A 5,258-nucleotide genomic window follows, 5' to 3' on the forward strand; every position below is an offset into this window, starting at 1 on the left:
CTTAGACGAAGCTCTACCAATAACTCACTGCGAGCTGCTGTAGGAAAAAACTGTTGTTGAACCAATGTCATCCCTGCTCCGGCAAGAGCAAAAAGGGCAATGGTAGATCCAAGAACCCACCAGCGTCGTGTTATACTCCAGTTAATTAATTGTCGAAATTTATGATACATCGGCTTGTCATAAGGATCATGCTCTTGTTCTGATGAAAGAGTATCATAGTGCGGCAACATCTTCATCCCAAGGTATGGGGTAAAGATGACAGCTACGATCCAAGACGCTAAAAGAGCTACCCCGACTACCCAAAATATCCCTCCGGCATACTCGCCGGCAAGTGACTTGGCAAAACCTACCGGCATAAAGCCGGCTACCGTAACCAACGTTCCGGTAAGCATTGGAAAAGCCGTTGAGCTATAGGCAAACGTAGCCGCACTCAAACGATCCCACCCCTCTTCGAGTTTGACGGTCATCATTTCAACCGCGATAATCGCATCATCGACCAACAGTCCCAATGCGATGATCAAGGCACCCAGAGAAATACGATCCAAGTTCCACCCCGCAGCATACATAATCATCGAAACGATCCCTAATACAAGAGGGATAGAGGCCGCAACAACGATACCCGTTCGCCATCCGAGTGAGACAAAAGAGACAATCAAAACAATAATCAAGGCTTCAAGAAATGATTTCTCAAATTCCCATACCGATTCCTCTACGATTTTAGGCTGATCCGCATATTTCTCGACTTCAACACCTATAGGCAATTCACCTTTAATGACCGCCATTTGTGCATCTAAATCAGAACCGAGTTTCAGAATATCACCGTTTTGTTTCATAATCACGCCGATGGCTACCGTTTGCTCTGCATTATGCCGAATGGTAAAGCTTTGCGGATCTTCATAACCGGTACGTACGGTGGCTACATCGGAGAGTTTGAGCAGTTTGCCGCCAATCTGGATACTGACATTTGCCACATCTTTTACGTTGTGCAATACGCCGTCAATTCGGATATGCACCCGATCATTTGCCGTATCGATCGCGCCGGATGGTGTCACCATGTTTTGTGCGGATAATGCATCCATGATAACATCAGGAGAGATACCCATTGCCGCAAGACGGTGGGTAGAAAGCTCTACAAAAATGCGTTCGGGCTGCTTACCGAGAATATCCACTTTTTTGACGCCTGTTACACTTTGCAACTGACGTTTAATCTCCTCGGCAGTATCACCGAGCTCAGCCATCGTTAGATCAGACGCTTTTACGGCGTATAAAACACTGTAGACATCATTGAACTCATCATTGAAAAAAGGTCCTCGTACTCCGGAGGGAAACTCACGACTAATATCAGAAATCTTCTTACGAGCCTGATACCAAGATTCATCCAAGTTTTTTCTACCGATTCCCCCTTTAACACGTACCTCAATCGCTCCGAAACCTTGGCGTGAGTACGATTTAACATAGTCAATATATTCAAGTTCCTGAAGTTTGCGCTCAATGCGGTTTAGTACTTGATTCTGAACTTCCTTAGCCGTTGCACCGGGCCACGCGACTACGATGCTCATCGTCGGAACATTAAAGTTGGGATCTTCCGACCTTCCAAGCTTGGTGAACGATACAATACCGGCAATCAAAACGGCAATAATCAAAAAAAGGACCATCGGACGATGTGTTACCGCCCATTCGGATAGGTTAAAATCCTTCATAAGGTACCTCTGGTCTCAAGATTTCCATTGATACGTTCGATTGGACGAATCTTCATAGAAGCGTCAAGTTTTTGAGCCCCTACCGTAACAATACGAGCTCCCTCATTCAAACCGCGAACACGAACGCTATCCGTACCATGGCTTAAAACACTCACTTTTACAAACGAGAGGGCATTTCCGGTACTATTTACAACCCACACACCGGGTGTATTATTCGTTTTAATAAGTGCGCTCAAAGGGACGTTCACCCCTTCATCGCTTGAGGGAAGAGATAACTGAAGCTGTGCCGTACTACCCAAAGAGATTCCGTTCAAAATCGCACTGGATTCCGCTGTAGGTGCATAGCGTGCACGGAAAGTTTTTCCTTGCATGGAAGCGATCGGGGATAGCTCTCGAAGATGCAGAGATAGCGATGTTTTAGGATCGCTCCATGATTGTGCTTTTGCGCTATATTGTTTGGCTTTACTCACAATATCTTCGGGTAAATCAACCACCACTTCACGCTCACCCTCTTTTGCGAGAGAGATAACGCTTTGCCCCTCCGCTACGACTTGTCCGACCTCCATACGCATTGCCGTAACGACACCGTCGTACGGTGCGAGAAGTGTCGCGTAAGAATTTCTATTTTTTGCAAGTTCAAGCTGCTGGCGTGCTTGTTCCACACGTGTTTTAGCAGCGTCGGCACGAGCTTTTTGGCGTTCTACATCAGCGGTTCCCATTGCTCCATCACCTGCCAATCGGCCGAATCTGCCCTCATCCGATTCAGCCTGAGTCGCATCAATGAGCGCAGCTTTATATTGCGCATTGGCAATACCCATTGCAAGATCATAATCCGCAATGTCCAACTCAGCCAACGGTTGACCGCGACTAACTTTATCCCCGATGTTGACCAAACGTTTTATCACTTTACCTCCGGTACGAAAGCCGAGATCGCTCTCAAAGCGTGCACCAACCGTTGCAGTTAGCCATCGCTCTTCCATTCCGTTGGATTGATGGATTGTCGAGACATATACGGGTGTAGGTAATACTTCGTGTTCCGCCTTTGGCTTGCTGCATCCGCCAAGGGTTATGGCCCCGACAATAACTAGGTTGATAGGAATGATGTATTGAGTCATTTTATTCATTGGTAGATACCTTTATTGGATTTTTGTGTTCAGATGACCAGCCTCCGCCTAAAGCTTTATAAAGCTGTACATCCGACAATAGTCGTTGTAATCCATGCTCATTTAGGGCTATTTTATTAACTAAAACCCCTCGCTGCATATCAAGCAGCGGCAACTTATCAATTTGCCCTTCACGATAAAGTGATTGCGCTGCTTTAAGCGCGTGAGATTCTCTGCTCAGGGCGGATTTGACCTTTTCACCGCGTTTGATCTCCTCAGATTGCACGACAAGAGAGTCTTCAACCTCTTTGAGTGCTGTTAAAACCGCTTTTTGCCACGCGATAAGCGCTTCATTTTCCTGAGCGCTTTGTGCATCTATCCCTGCTTGAATCCGTCCTGCATTGAAAATCGGCATGACAAAAGCCGCCGCCACGTTTGAAAATGATACCTGTGCCAAATCAAGTCCGTTAATACGGAAGTCTTGGCGACCGACAAGAGCATTGACAAAAAGCTTCGGCCATGTCTGAGATTGTGCCTCTTTCGAACGTAATGATTCGGCACTGTAGTGCGATTCGGCGGCCATTAAATCCGGACGTCTCCGTAATAAATCACTCGGTTGAGAAACCCCTATGGTTTGCGACTCTGGCCAAAAATACGCATCTACTTCCGAAACGGCAAAATTTGATGGGTTCTCCCCCACCAAAACAGCAATCTGACTTTGCAAGGTTGCAACCCATACTCGTAGTTGCGGTATCTGAGCATCCAGCGTATCGGCCTCTGCCTCTGCTCTATCCACATCAAACTGACTTGATTGCCCCTGCGCATAGCGTTTGGAAACGACATACGCACTTTCATGTTGCGTCGCAGCCAATGCCTCTACCAATTTGAGCCGTTCTTGTACCGCACGCAAAGTAAAATAGTTGCGTGCGATTTCACTGCTTATCACCAGCTGTGCGCCAACAACACCATACTCGGCAGCCCTAGCATCGGATTCTGCCGCACTTTTTGCTGCACGCAATCCTCCGCCGATGTCAATCTCCCAATCTATCCCCAAACCAATCCTGTACGCTCGAACATCAGGCAATCCCTGTTTCACTGCTTGCGGAAATCCGCTGTGTGATTTCGAAGCTGACGCTTCAAGATTTACCGTAGGCAAAAGACGTGAAGCCTGTACATCTCGCAGTGCATTCGCCGCAGTGATACGTGTCATTGCACTGCGTACGTCATGATTGTTTTCAAGACCTTTTTCGATGAGTGCCGTTAAAACCGGATCGTTGAAACTCTTCCACCACGCTATCTCATCGGAGGCTATTTTTTCAGCTTCCGCATAATGGTACGTTGCTGAAAGAGAGGTCTCAAGCTTCGGGGGAGAAGCTACAGGTGTCGCACATCCTGATAGTAGATATATCGAAGCGATAGAAAACCAAATCACATATGGTGGTAAAAACGTTTTTTGCATAAAATTCCCCTCACAAATATAGGGGAATTTTACTCGCTACTTATAGCGTTGTCATTCGCATTTGTTCATCTTTTTCAATCGGCTCAAATGCTGAGGGGTGATCCCCAAATACGAAGCAATATGGTACTGCGGTACTTTATCCAGCAGATACGGAGTCGTTTCTAAAAACTGTGCAAATCGTGTCTCCGCATTCATAACTAACTGAGAGAAAAACTTCTGATGCACTAGCGAATAGGCCAAATCACTGGAACGACGCATAAATTCCGACCACTTCAAATCGTGTGCACACAAATAATCTTTCTCCTCTTTTTTCATAATCTGAAACGTACAGTCGGTGATTGCCTCAAAATGGAGTTTCGAAGGAGTTTGGCATAAGTAGCTATCATAATCAAATACCACCAGATTCGTCAAATGGGAATTTTCATCGTTGAAATAGATATACCACGTCGTATCCTTGCCGTTTTCATCGATATAGTACCCGCGTGCGATACCCGATTCGAGGAAATAGATAGCATCGTGGATATGCTCCGCGTAGTGAATCATTTCCCCTTTTTGAAAATACTTTTGACGCAACATTTGGGTAAGCAATTCAACTTCACTACTACTCAAATCGATATTAATGGTCAAAAATTTCAGTAATTTCAATTTACTTTTTTCCAGCCATTTTGATATAAATATGAAGGATATCCAGCGCTGCAGGGGTCATTCCCGAAATCTGCGATGCCGCTTGCAAGGTCGGCGGGTTAAACGTATTGAGCTTGCTCACGATCTCATTCGAGAGTCCTGACACAGATGCGAAATCGAAATTCTCAGGGATGGCGATATGGAGCATTTTAGACATCCGCTCGATGTCATCGCTTTGTTTCTCCACATAACGGGCGTATTTCGCTTCGATCAAAATTTGCTCTTGGATATAGGGATCGAGTTCTGCGAAACTCGGAATCAGCTTCACTAACTTATCCAAATCAAAACTTTTGCGGGAGACCAACTGTGTCG

General features: G+C 45.9%; 4 protein-coding genes and 1 pseudogene. All 5 read right to left on the reverse strand.

Annotated elements, in window-relative coordinates; genetic code table 11:
* A partial coding sequence (locus PHC76_RS14605) for an efflux RND transporter permease subunit (RefSeq protein ID WP_300210672.1) occupies nucleotides 1-1,700 on the reverse strand: 1,700 nt, incomplete at its 3' end.
* Entirely contained in the window at nucleotides 1,697-2,824 is a 1,128-nt protein-coding gene (locus PHC76_RS14610; protein ID WP_300210674.1) for an efflux RND transporter periplasmic adaptor subunit, read from the reverse strand. The genes PHC76_RS14610 and PHC76_RS14605, both read right to left, overlap by 4 nt.
* Nucleotides 2,817-4,262: an efflux transporter outer membrane subunit gene (locus PHC76_RS14615; protein ID WP_300210676.1), complete on the reverse strand. Its 1,446-nt coding sequence runs from the start codon at nucleotides 4,260-4,262 to the stop codon at nucleotides 2,817-2,819. The genes PHC76_RS14610 and PHC76_RS14615 overlap by 8 nt, the downstream gene beginning before the upstream one ends.
* Nucleotides 4,263-4,313: 51 nt before the next feature.
* Nucleotides 4,314-4,907: a Crp/Fnr family transcriptional regulator gene (locus PHC76_RS14620; protein ID WP_300210678.1), complete on the reverse strand. Its 594-nt coding sequence runs from the start codon at nucleotides 4,905-4,907 to the stop codon at nucleotides 4,314-4,316.
* A 1-nt stretch (nucleotide 4,908) separates the two neighbouring features.
* Nucleotides 4,909-5,258, reverse strand: a pseudogene (locus PHC76_RS14625) (tRNA uridine-5-carboxymethylaminomethyl(34) synthesis enzyme MnmG); the annotation flags it as partial.

This window comes from Sulfuricurvum sp. (assembly GCF_028710345.1).
Taxonomy (GTDB): Bacteria; Campylobacterota; Campylobacteria; order Campylobacterales; family Sulfurimonadaceae; genus Sulfuricurvum.